We start from the raw sequence: 14,604 nt of genomic DNA, 5'->3' as shown, positions 1-14,604 counted from the left end.
CGAAGAGGGGCGCACCGACGACTCCGGCGCGCCCCTCCGCAGCGTGGCTACTGCCGGGACCCGATCTCGTCGATGGGACGGGTGCGCATGGTCGCCGTGGTCCCGACCCACATCGCCACGAGCGCCAGCGCGCCCATCGCCCCGACGATCAGGAGCGATCCCAGCACGGGCAGCGCGGGGATCGGCTGCCCCGAGATGCCCATGCTCACGCCGATGAGCGGAGGGATCGCGACGACCACGCCGAACACCATCGCGATCACCGCCACGAGCACGGCCTCGATCCGCATCATCGAGCGCACCTGCCCGCGGGACGATCCGATCAGCTGCAGCAGAGCCAGCTCCCGTGAGCGCTCACCCGTCGCCATGACGAGCGTGTTCACCACGGCGATCGCGATGTAGCCGAGGATCACCAGCAGTGCGACGAGGTTCACCCACCCGTTCTGGGCGTGCGCTCCGGCCCCCGCGGCCTCCTGCCCCGATCCGTCGGTCACGAGCAGACCGCGCGCCTCCAGCGCGGCCCGGACCTCGCCGGTCGCCGCCTCGTCGACCGCCACGAGCGCGAAGGCATCGAGACCCGTCGTGGTGTGGGCTCTGACCTCTTCGGCGGCCATGGTGAGGTCGCCGAAGCCCAGACCCCGCTCGTACACCGCGACGACCGTGGCCTTTAGCGGCGAACCGTCTCCGAGGTGTCCGACGACCGTGCCGCCGATACCCAGCCCGAGCGTCTGCGCGGCATCCGTGCTCACCGCGACCGTCGCGATGCCGTCGAGGTCGGCGAGCGATCCTTCACGCACGCGGAGATCGAGACTGTGCGCGATGTTCTCCGGGTCGACGCCCTGCAGCACATGCTCGGCACGCTCCAGCTTGCCCTCGAAATCGAACGAGTCCACCACCGCCGCGCTGAGCGCGACCCCCGACGCCTCGGCCACCCCGGCCATCTCGCGGATCACGTCGACCGCCTCCGGCGAGAGTCCCGACGGCGCGGCCACCCGCAGGTCGGCGATCACCCCGGCGCTGGCCTGGGTCGCCGCCTCCGCGGCGATGATCGACGGCGCCCCGATCTGCACGAGGCCCAGCCCGATGCCGAGAGCGATCGGCAGGATGGCCGACGCCAGCCGCCTGCTGTGCGCCGCGGCGTTCGCCGACGCGAGGAAGCCCGCAGACGACGAGCGACGCAGCACGGTGCCGACCAGCCGGACGCTCAACGACACCAGCCACGGGCCGAGCACCGCGAGCGCGACGATCAGCAGCATGGCCGCACCGGCAGCCGCGCCGGCGGCGACCTGCCCGCGCACGACAAGCGGCACCGTCGAGACCGAGATCCCCGCGGCGGCGAGCACGATTCCGGTGATGATGCGCGGCAGACCGATGGCCGGAGCGCCCGTCGCCGATTCCCGCAGCGCTTCGACCGGATCGAGCTTCGCGACCCGGGCCGCCGCGATGCGCGCCGCACCCCAGGCCGAGGCCAGCACGAGCAGCACCGCGCCGACGGCGGGGAGAGGACCTGTGGCCAGGGCGAAGTCGCCGGGGATCACGCCACCGGATACGAAAGCCGCCTGCAGCACGGTCGACAGCAGGTATCCCGGCGCGATGCCGAGCAGCACCGCGACGGCCGAGACCCACAGCACCTCGCGGGCGACGAGCGCGTGCACCTGGGACGGACTCGCCCCGACGGCCCGCAGCAGCGCGTAATCACGGCGGCGCGACTGCACCGACAGCGACAGGGTGCCCGCCACGATGAACATCGCCACGAGGATGCAGGTGCCGACGAACGCGCTGCCGATGGCCACGAGCGTCGAACGCGCGGCGCCCGAGTCGAGGAACTCGACGTCGCCGCGGGCGTCTCCCGTGCGGGCGATCAGGTCGGGGAAGGCCTCGCGGATCGCACCGGCCGTCTGCTCGGGGTCGACGCCCGAGACGAACACGCCGAGTGCCTGCGCGGCCCCCTCGTGCGGGTCGAGCTGGTCGATGCGACGCTCGCTGAGGAACACGTGCGCTCCTCGCTCCGGCATCACCGGTGCCGCGACCTCGCCGACCACGCGGTACTCCGACGGAACGCCGCCGTGCGCGAGGACGACCGCGTCGCCCACGGCAAAACCGCTGCCCGCGGTGACGACGACCTCGTCGGCTGCCGCGGGCTCCTGACCCTCGCGCAGCTCGAAGCCGGTCAGCGCAGTGGAGGGCCACGGGTGCGCCTCGACCAGGACGGAACCGCCGGCACCGGCATCCGCACCGGCATCCTGCAGTGAGAGCGGAATCGTGACGTCGGCCACGACGCGGTCGACTCCGGGAAGAGCGGCGATGTCGCGCGCTGCGTCGGCGGGCAGCGGCACGCGTTCCCGCAGGGGAACCGGCAGGTCTTCCGGCACATCGACCTGCTGCGGCGCACCGACCACCACGTCGACCGCGGAATAGCGTTCCGGCGCCAAGCCTCCGCGAATACCGGATTCGACGAGGACTCCGAGGCCCGTCACCAGTGCACTCGCCACGAACACCGCGACCGCCACTCCCACGAAGCTCCCGCGGTGATGGCGAAGATCGGCACCGACGAGTCGACTCAAGCCCAGCGTGCCCGACATCACCACTCCCCCAATGCGCTCATGCGGGCGTTGATCTGCGCGGGGTCGGCACCGTCGAGGTATCCCGCGAAGGCTCCATCGGCGAGGAAGATGGTGCGATCCGCGTGCGCGGCCACCACCGGGTCGTGCGTGACGACCACGACCGTCTGATCGAGCTCGCGCGCCGTGTGCGCGAGCAGGTCGAGAACCTGCTTGCCGGAGCGGGAATCGAGCGCGCCGGTCGGCTCGTCGCCGAACACCACATGCGGCCGGGTGATGAGCGCGCGGGCGATCGCCACCCGCTGCTGCTGGCCCCCGGAGAGCTCGGAGGGGCGACGACGACGGTACTCGGTGAGCCCCACGGCGTCGAGCAGGAAGTCGAGCCACGGCGCCTCGAGTCGACGGCCGCCGAGTCGCAGCGGCAGAGTGATGTTGTCTTCGACGTTCAGTGCGGGGAGCAGGTTGTACGCCTGGAACACGAAGCCCACGTGATCGCGGCGGAAGGCGGTGAGCTGGCGTGCCTTCAGCCCCGAGATCTCGGTTCCGCCGAGGTGCACGGTGCCACTGCTCGGCCGGTCGAGTCCTGCGGCGCTGTGCAGCAGGGTGCTCTTGCCCGAGCCCGAAGGGCCCATGATCGCGGTGAACGTGCCCTTCGCGATGGCGAGGTTCACGCCACGGAGGGCCGTGACGCGGCTGGCACCTGTGCCGTAGGTCTTGACGACGGACTGCAGCCGCAGTGCTTCGGAGGGCCGCGCGTCGACGGCCGGGGAGAGTGGGGTGAAGGTCATGATCCGACGCTAGGGACGGGGCGGACGGCATCCCATCCCGCCCGCTGCCGCTTCGATGGTGGTGCTGGCTATACCGTGCCGCTCCGACCGCTCGGGCAGACTGTGAGAGTGAAGGACGGACGGATGCGGCGATGGCTGCGCGCGTGGGGATACCTGGCCGTCGAGGCCGGAGTCTCGATCGCCTCCGTGGTGTTCCTCTGCCTGGGCATCGTCCTGCTTCCCTTCATGATCCTCACCGGCGGCGTGCTGCTGATGCCCGAGACCGTGCAAAGCCTGCACCGCTGGACGGACCTGAACCGCCGTCGTGTCGGCGCCTACCGGGGCGAGGAGCTGACGCCGATCGGCCACGTGCTCCCGCCGGCCTCGACCATCGACGATCGTCTGCGCTTCGCTTTCTCGCGCGCCACCGGCCGCGACGTGCTGTGGCTCGCCGTGCAGGGGCTCCCCGTGCTGTTCGTCTCACTGCTGACGATCTCGCTGCCGGTCGCGGCGGTCAACACCCTCGCGATCACCTACTACTGGCAGTTCGCTCCCGCCGACGACCCCGTGGGCTCGGTGTACCCCGTCACCTCCTGGGAGCTCGCGGCCACGATGCCGCTGCTCGCGGCGGCGTACGCGATCCTGTCCATCCTCCTGATCCCCGCGGTCGCACGGCTGGTGTCGTACGTGTCGGCGACGCTGCTCGCGACGCCGGAGAAGTCGCGCCTCGCCGCACGGGTCGACGCCCTGACCCTCAGCCGCGCCGCCGCGCTCGATGCCCACGCGGCCGAACTGCGGCGCATCGAGCGCGACCTGCACGACGGTGCGCAGAACCGCCTGGTCAACGTGGTGATGATGCTCGGGATCGCCGAGCGCGCGCAGGAGACCGGTGGCGACGTGCTCGAACCGCTGCGGCGAGCGCAGGATGCCGCCAGCGATGCGCTCGCCGGACTCCGCCGCACGGTGCACGACATCTACCCCCCGATCCTCGACGAGCTCGGGCTGGAGGGGGCGCTGGCGTCACTGGCCGGGCGCAGCGCCGTGCCCTGCACGATCGAGACGTCGCGGGTCGGACGCGTCCCGGCCGCCGTCGAGTCGGCCAGCTACTTCGTGGTGGCCGAGGCTCTGACCAACGTCAGCAAGTACAGCGACGCCACGCGGGCCGCGGTGCGGGTCGAACGGGAGGGGGAGGTGCTGCTGATCACGGTCGAGGACGACGGCGTGGGCGGAGCAGCCGAACGCCCGGGCGGCGGCGTGGCCGGCATCCGTCGTCGCCTCGAGGCCTTCGAGGGTGGGCTGGAGCTGTCCAGCCCGGTCGGCGGCCCCACCATCCTGAGAGCGGAGCTGCCATGCGGATCGTGATCGCCGAAGACGACACCCTGCTCCGCGAGGGGCTGGCGCTGCTGCTGCGCAGCGAGGGGTTCGAGGTCGTGGCGGCCGTCGACAACGCCGAGGCATTCCTCGCCCGGCTCGACGAGGCCGATGCCGCCGTGGTCGATGTGCGGATGCCGCCCACCTTCACCAGCGAGGGGCTGAAGGCCGCGGCCGAAGCCAGAGCCCGCCGCCCCGGTTTCCCCGTGCTGGTGCTGTCGGCCTACGTCGAGGATCGGTACGCCGGTGAGCTGCTGGCTGCCGGAGCCGACGGCCTCGGCTATCTGCTCAAGGAGCGTGTCGGCAAGGTCGCGGCCTTCATCGATGCCCTGCACCGCGTGGCCGCCGGCGGCACGGTGATGGATCCCGAGGTGATCTCGCAGCTGATGAGCCGCCGTCGCGCCGACGATCCGGTGCAGACCCTCACACCCCGCGAGCGCGAGGTACTGGGTCTCATGGCCGAGGGGCTCGACAACGGCACCATCGCCGAACGGCTCTTCGTGACCGAGACCGCGGTGAGCAAGCACATCGGCAACATCTTCGCCAAGCTCGGCCTCGCCGCAAGTGACAGCGGCCACCGGCGTGTGCTCGCCGTGCTCGCGTACCTGCGCAACTGACCCGGCACCCGCTCTACCGCCGCGGTGCCGAGCGATGCCATGCTGTCGGGGATGAAGCGCAACACCAGGATCACCACTGCCGTCGTCGTCGTGGCCGTCGCCGGGCTGGTCGCCGTTGCCGCTCCCGCCGTGATCAGCGCCGCACCCGCCGTCGTCGATGCGGCTTCGTGGGCGTCGGAACGCTTCGCCGCCGAACCCTCCACGGCCCCGACGAGTGCCGCCGACGCCTCTGATCCGGTCGGATACGTCGATCTGGGCGATGGCATCAGCGTTCCCGCCGGCGGACCGGGTGATTGCACCACCAACGCGTTCATCAACATCGGGAGCGACGACGGCTCCCCGGCCCACGGGAAGCTCCTGGGCGACCTCGTCGACATGGGCGCGTCGGAGCTGGCACGCGGTCCCGTCACCCTCGATGCCGACGGCGAGATCTTCTCCTACGAGGTGCAGACCGGCGACAGCCTCATCGCGATCGGCGAGCGCTTCTGCGTCGACTACGTCACCGTCGGCAGCTTCAACCACGTGCGCGGCAATGAGCCGATCGCTCCCGGGGACGTGCTCTACCTGCGACCAGACCCGACGCTTCCATTCGTCGACATCTACTCGCCGTACAACGCCGAACCCGGGTCTTCGACCATCCCCTACTACGACGGAGTGGCAGCCTTCTCGACCGCTGTCGCCACCGCAGACCTGGGTGCCGCGCGGCTCCTATGGCAGCGGCTGGAGAAGGACATGCCCCCGGAGACGGCGGCCGTGATCTCACAGGCCCTGAGCATCGACGACCTGGCGCTGCTCCGCCGCATGTTCCCGTAGCAGCGCTTCCCCTCTCCACGCCTCGCCGTCGACGGTCGCCGTCGACGGTCGTTCTCGCGCGCCCGGAACCGCTTCGGGATCTCGTTCGAAAAAGTTTGGTATTCGGTGTTGCTAAGTACCGGTACTCGGTGTTACTTTGTACCGGTACCCAGCAACACTGAGTACTAACCGAAACGAAAGGAGGACCTGATGGGCAAGCAGATGACCGAGATGCTCAAGGGCACTCTGGAGGGCATCGTTCTGGCCCTCCTCGCCGAGCAGCCGGCATACGGGTACGAGATCACCACACGCATCCGCGACCACGGGTTCACCGACATCGCCGAGGGCACGATCTACGCACTCCTCGTGCGCATCGAGCAGAAGAACCTCGTCGACGTCGAGAAGGTCCCGAGCGAGAAGGGTCCGCCCCGCAAGGTGTACACCCTGAACGCACAGGGCCGCCAGGAGCTCGAGGAGTTCTGGAAGACCTGGGACTTCCTCGCGCAGCACATCGCACAGCTGAACAAGACCGACAACACGAGCACCACCCCGAACAAGGAGAACTGATCATGGCCGCAAAGTGGATCGAAGCGCTCACCGGATCGCTCGAGCAGAAGAAGCAGTACAAGCAGGCCAAGGCCCGCATCGACGCCCTCCCCTCGCCGTACCGCGAGGTGGCGAACGCCCAGTACCGGTACTACCTGTACTACGGCGGCATCACCGACGGCGACACGATCGTCACGATGTTCCTCGACCTCGCCGACCTGTGGGAGCGCGCCGCAGTCGACGGCACCCCGGTCAGCGCCATCGTGGGCGATGACCCCGTGGAGTACGCCGAGGACTACGCCCGTGCCTACGGCGGCACGCAGTGGATCGACAAGGAGCGCGCACGCCTCATCAAGGCGTTCGACGACGCGAAGAAGAAGGAGAACGAATCATGACGAACCCCGCCATCTCGGTGCGCGGCATCGAGAAGTCGTACAAGGATCTGCACGTGCTGCGCGGCGTCGACTTCGAGGTCGAGAAGGGCAGCATCTTCGCCCTCCTCGGCTCGAACGGCGCCGGCAAGACCACCATGGTGCGCATCCTCTCCACCCTGCTGAAGGCAGACGCCGGCACGGCGACCGTGCAGGGCGTGGATGTCGCCTCCGACCCGGTCGGCGTCCGTGAGCGCATCAGCCTCACCGGACAGTTCGCCGCCGTCGACGAGATCCTCACCGGACGCGAGAACCTCGTGCTGGTCGCGAAGCTGCGGCACCTGCCCGACGCCGGGAAGGTCGCCGACGACCTGCTGGCGACGTTCCGTCTGACCGATGCCGGCGGCCGCAAGGTCGGCACCTACTCCGGCGGCATGCGTCGCCGGCTCGACATCGCGATGAGCCTGGTCGGCGACCCCGAGGTCATCTACCTCGACGAACCGACCACGGGCCTCGACCCCGAAGCCCGCATCGAGGTGTGGGACGTGGTCAAACAGCTCGCGAACAGCGGCACCACCGTGCTGCTCACCACGCAGTACCTCGACGAGGCGGAGCAGCTGGCCGACCGCATCGCGATCCTGCACGAGGGTCGCATCATCGCCAACGACACCCTCGCCGGCCTCAAGCGGCTGCTCCCCGCCGCCAAGGTCGAGTACGTCGAGAAGCAGCCCACCCTCGAGGAGATCTTCCTCACCCTCATCGGCCCCAAGGCCTCCGGAAAGGAGAACGCAGCATGAGCACGCACTTCGCCGCCGATACGGCGACACTCACCGGCCGCTCCATGCGGCACATCTTCCGCAGTCCCGACACGATCATCACCACGGCGGTCACCCCGATCGCGCTGATGCTCCTGTTCGTCTACGTCTTCGGCGGTGCACTCCAGCAGAGCACCGGCACCGACAACTACGTGAACTACCTGCTGCCCGGCATCCTGCTCATCGCGATCGCATCCGGCATCGCCTACACGGCGTTCCGACTGTTCACCGACATGCAGAGCGGCATCTTCGAGCGGTTCCACTCCATGCCGATCGCGCGATCGAGCGTGCTGTGGGCGCACGTGCTCACGTCTCTCACGGCCAACGCCATCACCCTGGCGATCATCTTCGGCGTCGGATTCCTGATGGGCTTCCGCACCGGGGCGAGCTTCTGGGCCTGGCTCGGAGTCATCGGCATCCTGATGCTGTTCACCCTGGCCCTCACGTGGCTGGCGATCATCGCGGGTCTGAACGCGAAGACGGTCGACGGCGCGAGCGCGTTCTCGTACCCGCTGATCTTCCTGCCGTTCATCAGCTCGGCATTCGTGCCGACCGACACCATGCCGGCTCCGGTGCAGTGGTTCGCCGACAACCAGCCGGTCACCTCGATCGTCAACACCATCCAGGCACTCTTCGCCGAGAAGCCCGTCGGCAACGACATCTGGGTCGCCCTCGCCTGGTGCGTCGGCATCCTCGTGGTCGCCTACGTGTTCGCCATCATCTCGTACCGGAAGAAGGTCAGCTGATCTTCGCCCAGCGAGACGGGACGCTCCGACCGGGTCACTCGACCCGGCCGGGGCGTTTCGCCGCGCTCGGCGAGGTGTCGGACCTCGGCGTAGCTTCGGACCTCGGCGTAGCTTCGGACCTCGGCGTAGGGAGGAGTTCCCCCTCTCGGGAGGATCCTTCCGCCCGGATGCTCCTCCCGACGCGGAGAACTCCGCCCGGACGGAGGCGGCTCACACCGTACGCAGCGCCGACGTGGGCGAGAGGCGGGCGGCGCTGATCGCCGGATACAGCCCCGCGATCACACCGACCACCAGCGCCACGGCCGGGCCCCCGACGAGCACCACGAGGGGTATCGTCGCCGCCTGCCCCTGGATGCCGGCGTAGACGAACACGCCCGCGGCCCCCAGCAGCAGACCGGCGACGCCCCCCAGGCCGCCGAGCACGATCGCCTCCGCCACGAACTGACCCGCGATCTGACCCGAACGCGCGCCGAGCGCCCGCCGGAGTCCGATCTCGCCACGCCGCTCCAGCACCGCCACCACCATGGTGTTCGCGATGCCGATCCCTCCGACCAGCAGCGCGATCGCCGCGAGACCGACCGCGAGGCCGGACAGCGAGTCATCCGCGGTGTCCCGCGCCCCGGCGAGGTCGCCGAGTCCGGTCACCTGCACGTACGGGGACGACGGATTCGCGGCGCGCGCGATCGCGTCTCGGACCTTCTCGCCCGTGCCGCCGTCGGCCATGCGCACGTAGATCGAGGCGATCGTGTCATCGCCCTTCGCCGACACGTGCTCGGCCGCCCAATGATCGCCGAGGAAGGCACTCGCGTCGATGTCCTCCGCGAGCCCGGCCGAGTCGAGGATCCCGATCACGGTGTACCACTGCTCGCCGATCCACACCCGCACGCCCGGCTCCGTGATGCCCATGCGCGCAGCTGCCGCTGACCCGAGCACGGTCACCGGCAGGGAGCGGTCGGTCTCGTCGAACCACGACCCCTTCGCGACCGATCCCTCCACCGACGAGAGGAAGTCGGGACTCGCCGCATACGCGGTCAGCCCGTTGCCCTGGCTCTTCGGCATGAGGTCGTTGCGATACACGCCGGTACCGTCCGGCACCTTCTCGAGCACCCCGACCTGCTCCACCCCCGTCACCCGCTCGATCATCCCGCCGGCCGTCTCGGGCAGTGCGACCGGTTTGTTGTCCGGCCCGTACCCCGGCTGCACCACGATCATGTTGGCGCCGAGCGCGTCGAGCTTGGCCAGCAGCTCCGCCTGGTTCGATGCGGCGATACCCGTGATGGCGGTGAGTGCCGCGATGCCCACGGCGACGCCGAGCGCCGACAGGGCCGTGCGCATCTTGCGGCTGCGCGGTCCGATGAGCGCCGTGCGGATGCTGTCCGCGACGCTCAGCCGCGGCATCCGCTCCCCTCGGCGCCTCATGCCGCGACCTCTTCCCGATCCGGTGAGCCCGTATCGCTCACGATGCGTCCGTCGTGGATGCCGACCTGCCGCTGCGTGCGCTCCGCGATGTGCGGGTCATGAGTGATGATCACGACCGCGGTGCCGGAGTCGGCGATCGAGGTGAGGAGTTCGAGGATGCGGTCGCCCGTGGTGGAGTCGAGCGCCCCCGTGGGCTCGTCGGCGAAGAGCACCGACGGATTCCCGACGATCGCGCGGGCGATGGCCACCCGCTGCTGCTCCCCTCCGGAGAGCTGCCCGGGTCGGTGCTTCATGCGGGCGCCGAGACCGACCCGTTCCAGGGCGGCCGCGGCACGCACCGCGCGCTCCGCAGCAGGCACTCCCGAGTAGAGGAGTCCGAGCGCCACGTTGTCGACCGCGCTGAGCGCCGGCAACAGGAAGAACTGCTGGAACACGAACCCGATGCGGCGAGCGCGCAGCACCGCCCGCTCGCGCTCGGCGAGGGCTGCGGCATCCGTCCCGTCGATCAGCACGGTGCCGCTGGTGGGATCGTCGAGCGTACCCATGATCGAGAGCATCGTGCTCTTGCCGGATCCGGATGCCCCGACCACTGCGACCAGTTCTCCGCTCTCGATCGCGAGACTCATGCCGTGCAGCACGCGCAACGGTGGACTTCCCGGATACTCCTTGATCACGTCGACGAGCTCGACCACGGTGTCCGGTGTCATTGCGCCACCACCACGGCGTCGCCGGCAGCGAGGTCTCCGCCCGTGACCTGCACCTTGGTGTCGGCGATCAGTCCGACCTCCACGGCGACCCGTTCGACCTTGCCGCCCTTGCGCAGCACGTCGACCGCATAGCCTCCGTCGGTCGTCGCCACCAGGGCTGTGACCGGCACGACCAGCGCGTCCTTCACCTCCGAGGTCGCGAACACGACCTTGACCGCACGCAGTCCGATGCCCTCGGCGACGGCCGGATCGTCGAACTCCACGTTCGCCGTGGCGGGCGTGGTCTCGCCCTCCTTCTCGGTCGGCTGACCACCGGGGTCGACGGCGGTCACCGTCGCGGGCACCTCCGTCCCGTCCGGCAGCACCACGGTCACGCGGGTCCCCGGCAGGATCTCGCGGGCCTGCGCGTCGGTGAGCTTGGCGACCACACGCAGGGTGGTGCTGGTGTAGGTCAGCGGACTCGTCCCGGCGGGGTCTCCCAGCTTTCCCTTCACCGACTCGATGCGCACCGATGCGGCGGTGATCGCGACCACGTCTCCCAGCTTCACGATGCCGTCCTGCGGCACCCCGAGCGACTTCTGCCAGGCCTTGACGTTGGTCTCCGTGACCGCGGTGAACTCGTCGTCCACCGTCATGTTCCTGCCGAAGCCGAGGTCGGCGAGCGCCTGCTCCAGCTGGCGCACATCCGGGCCCTTCTCGACGCCGACGCCGAGGTCGCGCCAGAACGGACGGTCGCCGCGCATCGCGATCACCGGCTTCCCGTCGACCTCGTAGATCGCCTGGCCGACGCCGATCACCTCACCCGCGGTGGGCAGGCGTGTGATGGTCCCCCCGCGCCCCGGCAGCGCGATGGACGCTCCGTAGCTGAGGGTGCCGTTCAGCCGCAGGTCGGAGGTCAGCGTGGTGAGCTCGGCCGTGGCGGTGACCGGCTTCTCGGCGTCGTCCGGAGACTCGGCCACCGAGCTCCACGGCTGCAGCACTGCGAGTGCCACCGCCCCGGCCACGAGCAGCACCCCGACCGGCAGCAGCACCTTCGTCACCCGGCGGCTCATTCCTCGCCTCCGGAGGGCATGACGGTCGCCGCGGTGAAGGCGCCTTCGAAGTATTCGCTCATCAGGGCGAACCAGTCGAAGTCGACGGCTTCGATGCTCTCCTGCGTGAACATGGGCGGCATGTCGCCCGCCTTCTCCGCACACGCCTCGAGGAGGGTGCGCGCCTCGTCTTCGGTGATGCCCGTCGGCAGCGTCAGCATGCCGTCGGAGTCGGGGTCGGCGAAGTCCGTGAAGCCGTTGTCCCGTGCGCACGACGCGAAGGCGAGCCCGGCCTCCGTGAGCTCCTCGGGGGAGATCATCTGCGTCTCGGCGCCCGCCTTCATCGAGATGTCCGGCTCCGGCTGCGTGAACTCGGGGACCTTCTCCTCGCACGCCTCCCACGCCGCGCGCTGGCCGCCGTCCTCGGGGTAGCCGGATGCCGCTGTCGAGGCCATCCACGTGCCGTCGTCGTCCGTGAAGATCATCGTCATCGCCATCTCCTCTCCGGCGCCGGCAGAGGCGGTACTGTCGCTCAGCGTGCCCATCGCCCCGTCACCGGGAGCATCCGGCATCAGCAGCCCGACCTGACCGCCTTCGACGATCTTCGCCGTCTGGCCCTCGTCGGTCAGGCAGCTCACGAACCGCGCAGCGGCCGCATCATTCGCGCCGTCCTTCGCCTTGTCGTCCCCGGACGGGGCGGTGCACGCAGAGAGCGCGAAGAGCGCCACGACAGCGGGCATCACCACCATGGACCGGCGTGCTTTCGAGTCGAACATGACTTTCCCTTTCTCGCGGTCGCAGCTCGTCCGCGACGTGCAGTCAGTTCTACGGATGCGCTGGTTTGCTGGGGGTATGACGGCGCCTAACCGGAAACTAACCGCGCACCGCGCACCCTCGGAGACGGGAGGTGCCATGCGACTGCTGCTGGTGGAAGACGAGGCCGACCTGGCCGACACCCTCGCCGACGGCCTGCGCCGGGAGGGATACCTCGTCGACGTGGCGCGCGATGGGGCGAGCGCCCTGACCGCCGCCGCATCGAACGATGTGGACGTGATCGTGCTCGACCGTGACCTGCCCGTGCTGAGCGGCGATGCCGTGTGCCGCACCCTCGTGGCGCAGGAGTACCCGGCGCGCATCCTGATGCTCACCGCCGCCGGCACCCTCAACGACCGCGTCGAGGGCCTCGACCTCGGTGCCGACGACTACCTCGCCAAGCCGTTCGCGTACGTCGAGCTGCTCGCGCGCCTGCGTGCTCTCGGCCGCCGCGGACACTCCGCGCGCGCGAGTGCGGTGCTCGAATTCGCCGGGGTGCGCCTCGACGTCGTGCGGCGCATCGTGGAGCGCGACGGCACGCCGATCCGCCTCACGCTCAAGGAGTTCGGGGTGCTCGAGACGCTTCTCGCGGCGGAGGGCGGCTACGTCAGCGCCGACGATCTGCTCGACGAGGTGTGGGACGAGCCGCACGAGCGCACCCGAGGCGTGGTCAAGATCGTGGTGCACACGCTGCGCCGCAAGCTCGGGGCTCCCGAGGTCGTCCAGTCCGCGGCAGGGCACGGGTATCGAGTGGGGACGGCATGAGACGCATGAGCTTCCGCACCCGGCTGGTCGTCACCATCGCGGCCGTGTTCATCGCCGCGGGTGCCGCACTGCTCTCGGTGCAGTACCTGGTGGTGCAGTCGCTGTTCGCCTCGGCCATCGACACGACGGCTGCGACCTGCGTGCCCGCACTCTCGGTCACACAGGTCGCACCGGGGACGCCGGCCGCGGACAGCACCGACATGAGCGGCGTCTCCCCGCTCACCGAGAGCGGCGATCTCCTCTACGGCACGACCGGCACCGGATGCGCCTACTTCGCCGAGACCGCCGATGTCACCGACTTCGCGGTGGCCACGCCGATGCAGACCGTCGCACTCGACGCCGTGGAAGGGGCGGTGCTGCAGCAGTCGACGTTCCTCGCGGACGAGGTCGGCAGCGGGCTCCTCCTGTGGTCGATCGTGGTGCTCGTCGCCTTCACCGGTGTCGCCGCCGCGATCGCGTTCTGGCTCGCACGGCGCTCACTCGATCGCATCGGCGAGGTCACCGCCGCAGCCCGCGACATCTCGGAGCGCGACCTCGGGCGCCGCCTCGACCTGCCGGGCCCCGACGACGAGATCAAGGAGCTGGGCGACACGATCGACGGGATGCTCGACCGGCTGCAGTCGGCGTTCACCGCGCAGGATCGCTTCGTGGCCAACGCCTCGCACGAGCTGCGCACCCCGCTGACCACAACCAGGACCGCCCTGGAGATCCCGCTCGAACAGGGGGCGGTGCCGGCGGACCTGCAGGCCAACATGCAGCGCGCGCTGCGGGCCACCGAGCAGAGCGAGCGTCTCATCACGGCCCTGCTCGCCCTCGCCCGGGCCCGCACCGGGCTGGACGAGGTCGAACCTGTGCAGTTGAGCACGCTCATCGAGGACCAGGTCGACGACCTCGACGCCCAGGAGATCGAGGTGCACGCGAACCTGCGCGACCTCACGGTCGAAGGCGATGCGGTGCTGCTGGCCAGGGCCGTGCGCAACCTGCTCGAGAACGGCATCCGCCACAACGTGCCCGGCGGTGAGCTGTGGGTGCGCTGCCGACGGGAACGCGGACGAGCCGTCATCGAGGTCGAGAACACCGGGACGCCGATCACCCCTGCCACCGTGCAGCTGCTCACCGAGCCGTTCTACCGCGGCGATGCGAGTCGCACCTCGGCCGGCCCGGACGGCACCGGGCTGGGACTCGCGATCGTGCAGAGCATCGCCAAGACCCATGGCGGCGAGGTGCGTCTGCGCGCCCGCAAGGACGGCGGCCTGATCGCCGCGATCGTCCTCCCGCTCTGACCC

15 protein-coding genes are annotated in these 14,604 nt (G+C 69.9%); 9 read left to right on the top strand and 6 right to left on the bottom strand.

Going from position 1 to position 14,604, the window contains the following annotated elements:
- Positions 1-47 precede the first annotated feature (47 nt).
- Both MST3598_RS01050 and MST3598_RS01045 read right to left on the bottom strand, forming a co-directional pair.
- The gene (locus tag MST3598_RS01050) at positions 48-2,579 is read right to left on the bottom strand and encodes an ABC transporter permease (RefSeq protein WP_036271535.1); all 2,532 of its coding nucleotides are present in this window, start codon (positions 2,577-2,579) and stop codon (positions 48-50) included.
- The gene (locus MST3598_RS01045; protein WP_029258848.1) at positions 2,579-3,346 is read right to left on the bottom strand and encodes an ABC transporter ATP-binding protein; all 768 of its coding nucleotides are present in this window, start codon (positions 3,344-3,346) and stop codon (positions 2,579-2,581) included. Before MST3598_RS01045 ends, MST3598_RS01050 begins: the two co-directional genes overlap by 1 nt.
- 108 nt (positions 3,347-3,454) lie before the next feature.
- Between MST3598_RS01045 and MST3598_RS01040 the strand changes: the two genes are divergently transcribed.
- From MST3598_RS01040 to MST3598_RS01010, 7 genes are all read left to right on the top strand, one after another.
- Entirely contained in the window at positions 3,455-4,687 is a 1,233-nt protein-coding gene (locus MST3598_RS01040) for a sensor histidine kinase (RefSeq protein WP_231494429.1), read from the top strand.
- Complete coding sequence (locus MST3598_RS01035) at positions 4,675-5,313, top strand: response regulator (protein ID WP_029258846.1); 639 nt, start codon at positions 4,675-4,677, stop codon at positions 5,311-5,313. Before MST3598_RS01040 ends, MST3598_RS01035 begins: the two co-directional genes overlap by 13 nt.
- Positions 5,314-5,364: 51 nt before the next feature.
- The gene (locus MST3598_RS01030; RefSeq protein WP_157749842.1) at positions 5,365-6,126 is read left to right on the top strand and encodes a LysM peptidoglycan-binding domain-containing protein; all 762 of its coding nucleotides are present in this window, start codon (positions 5,365-5,367) and stop codon (positions 6,124-6,126) included.
- A gap of 189 nt (positions 6,127-6,315) precedes the next feature.
- Positions 6,316-6,672 (top strand): PadR family transcriptional regulator, encoded by a 357-nt coding sequence (locus tag MST3598_RS01025; RefSeq protein WP_029258844.1) that lies wholly within the window; start codon positions 6,316-6,318, stop codon positions 6,670-6,672.
- 2 nt (positions 6,673-6,674) lie between these two features.
- Positions 6,675-7,046 carry a DUF1048 domain-containing protein gene (locus MST3598_RS01020; RefSeq protein WP_021200179.1) on the top strand — a complete coding sequence of 124 codons (372 nt, stop codon included), beginning with the start codon at positions 6,675-6,677 and terminating at the stop codon, positions 7,044-7,046.
- A complete protein-coding gene (locus MST3598_RS01015) occupies positions 7,043-7,819 on the top strand; it encodes an ABC transporter ATP-binding protein (protein WP_029258843.1) in 777 nt (258 codons plus the stop codon). The genes MST3598_RS01020 and MST3598_RS01015 overlap by 4 nt, the downstream gene beginning before the upstream one ends.
- On the top strand, positions 7,816-8,583 hold the full coding sequence (locus MST3598_RS01010; RefSeq protein ID WP_021200177.1) for an ABC transporter permease: 768 nt from the start codon (positions 7,816-7,818) through the stop codon (positions 8,581-8,583). Before MST3598_RS01015 ends, MST3598_RS01010 begins: the two co-directional genes overlap by 4 nt.
- Before the next feature lie 210 nt (positions 8,584-8,793).
- On the opposite strand, the gene MST3598_RS01005 is transcribed toward MST3598_RS01010, so the two are convergent.
- The 4 genes from MST3598_RS01005 to MST3598_RS00990 are packed head-to-tail and all read right to left on the bottom strand — an operon-like array spanning position 8,794 to position 12,516.
- On the bottom strand, positions 8,794-10,002 hold the full coding sequence (locus MST3598_RS01005; RefSeq protein WP_029258842.1) for an ABC transporter permease: 1,209 nt from the start codon (positions 10,000-10,002) through the stop codon (positions 8,794-8,796).
- Complete coding sequence (locus tag MST3598_RS01000; RefSeq protein ID WP_021200167.1) at positions 9,999-10,709, bottom strand: ABC transporter ATP-binding protein; 711 nt, start codon at positions 10,707-10,709, stop codon at positions 9,999-10,001. Before MST3598_RS01000 ends, MST3598_RS01005 begins: the two co-directional genes overlap by 4 nt.
- Positions 10,706-11,761: a peptidoglycan-binding protein gene (locus MST3598_RS00995; RefSeq protein WP_081860091.1), complete on the bottom strand. Its 1,056-nt coding sequence runs from the start codon at positions 11,759-11,761 to the stop codon at positions 10,706-10,708. The genes MST3598_RS01000 and MST3598_RS00995 overlap by 4 nt, the downstream gene beginning before the upstream one ends.
- Positions 11,758-12,516: a hypothetical protein gene (locus MST3598_RS00990; RefSeq protein WP_029258840.1), complete on the bottom strand. Its 759-nt coding sequence runs from the start codon at positions 12,514-12,516 to the stop codon at positions 11,758-11,760. The genes MST3598_RS00995 and MST3598_RS00990 overlap by 4 nt, the downstream gene beginning before the upstream one ends.
- 136 nt (positions 12,517-12,652) lie before the next feature.
- Between MST3598_RS00990 and MST3598_RS00985 the strand changes: the two genes are divergently transcribed.
- Together MST3598_RS00985 and MST3598_RS00980 are read left to right on the top strand one after the other, a co-directional pair.
- Positions 12,653-13,318: a response regulator transcription factor gene (locus tag MST3598_RS00985; protein ID WP_029258839.1), complete on the top strand. Its 666-nt coding sequence runs from the start codon at positions 12,653-12,655 to the stop codon at positions 13,316-13,318.
- 5 nt (positions 13,319-13,323) lie between these two features.
- On the top strand, positions 13,324-14,601 hold the full coding sequence (locus tag MST3598_RS00980) for a sensor histidine kinase (protein WP_051670972.1): 1,278 nt from the start codon (positions 13,324-13,326) through the stop codon (positions 14,599-14,601).
- The last annotated feature ends 3 nt before the right edge of the window (positions 14,602-14,604 follow it).

Source organism: Microbacterium sp. TPU 3598 (genome assembly GCF_002356155.1).
Taxonomy (GTDB): Bacteria; Actinomycetota; Actinomycetes; order Actinomycetales; family Microbacteriaceae; genus Microbacterium; species Microbacterium maritypicum_A.
The sequence above is the reverse complement of the archived record's forward strand: the minus strand, read 5'-3'. Positions and strand labels throughout refer to the sequence as shown.

Excerpts from the sequence above, each read along its gene's own strand:
- MST3598_RS01050 (WP_036271535.1), bottom strand. The coding sequence starts at position 2,579 with ATGTCGGGCACGCTGGGCTTGAGTCGACTCGTCGGTGCCGATCTTCGC.
- MST3598_RS01045 (WP_029258848.1), bottom strand. The coding sequence starts at position 3,346 with ATGACCTTCACCCCACTCTCCCCGGCCGTCGACGCGCGGCCCTCCGAA.
- MST3598_RS01035 (WP_029258846.1), top strand. The coding sequence starts at position 4,675 with ATGCGGATCGTGATCGCCGAAGACGACACCCTGCTCCGCGAGGGGCTG.
- MST3598_RS01030 (WP_157749842.1), top strand. The coding sequence starts at position 5,365 with ATGAAGCGCAACACCAGGATCACCACTGCCGTCGTCGTCGTGGCCGTC.
- MST3598_RS01025 (WP_029258844.1), top strand. The coding sequence starts at position 6,316 with ATGGGCAAGCAGATGACCGAGATGCTCAAGGGCACTCTGGAGGGCATC.
- MST3598_RS01020 (WP_021200179.1), top strand. The coding sequence starts at position 6,675 with ATGGCCGCAAAGTGGATCGAAGCGCTCACCGGATCGCTCGAGCAGAAG.
- MST3598_RS01015 (WP_029258843.1), top strand. The coding sequence starts at position 7,043 with ATGACGAACCCCGCCATCTCGGTGCGCGGCATCGAGAAGTCGTACAAG.
- MST3598_RS01010 (WP_021200177.1), top strand. The coding sequence starts at position 7,816 with ATGAGCACGCACTTCGCCGCCGATACGGCGACACTCACCGGCCGCTCC.
- MST3598_RS01005 (WP_029258842.1), bottom strand. The coding sequence starts at position 10,002 with ATGAGGCGCCGAGGGGAGCGGATGCCGCGGCTGAGCGTCGCGGACAGC.
- MST3598_RS01000 (WP_021200167.1), bottom strand. The coding sequence starts at position 10,709 with ATGACACCGGACACCGTGGTCGAGCTCGTCGACGTGATCAAGGAGTAT.
- MST3598_RS00995 (WP_081860091.1), bottom strand. The coding sequence starts at position 11,761 with ATGAGCCGCCGGGTGACGAAGGTGCTGCTGCCGGTCGGGGTGCTGCTC.
- MST3598_RS00990 (WP_029258840.1), bottom strand. The coding sequence starts at position 12,516 with ATGTTCGACTCGAAAGCACGCCGGTCCATGGTGGTGATGCCCGCTGTC.
- MST3598_RS00985 (WP_029258839.1), top strand. The coding sequence starts at position 12,653 with ATGCGACTGCTGCTGGTGGAAGACGAGGCCGACCTGGCCGACACCCTC.
- MST3598_RS00980 (WP_051670972.1), top strand. The coding sequence starts at position 13,324 with ATGAGCTTCCGCACCCGGCTGGTCGTCACCATCGCGGCCGTGTTCATC.